The organism is Pseudoalteromonas sp. S2721 (genome assembly GCF_005887425.1).
Classification (GTDB): Bacteria; Pseudomonadota; Gammaproteobacteria; order Enterobacterales; family Alteromonadaceae; genus Pseudoalteromonas; species Pseudoalteromonas simplex.
In genome coordinates, this window is sequence record NZ_PNCZ01000164.1 from 1 (window position 1) to 239 (window position 239).

Sequence of the window (239 nt, forward strand, 5' to 3'; positions counted from 1 at the left end):
GTATGAAACTGAGTTTGGTGGTGTGCATGCTTCTGCGTGAGTATCTTTTTCAGAAATAAGTTTTGCGCGACCAGCAATGTAGTTTTTATGGAGTAATCCTTGTGTCGGTATTGACATAAAGACAGGGTCACACATATACACATTACGATCTGCAAACGCTAAACGTGATGCTTGGGTTAAGTAATGCAGCGCCTGTACTGAGTTTGTTATAAGTTTTGCCATGTCATTATGTTCTAGTA

General features: G+C 39.7%; 1 protein-coding gene. It reads right to left on the bottom strand.

The window, feature by feature from the left end; translation table 11 throughout:
- Positions 1 to 239 (bottom strand): gamma-glutamyltransferase (locus CWC02_RS20660; RefSeq protein WP_171043889.1); only part of this gene is annotated, 239 nt, incomplete at both ends.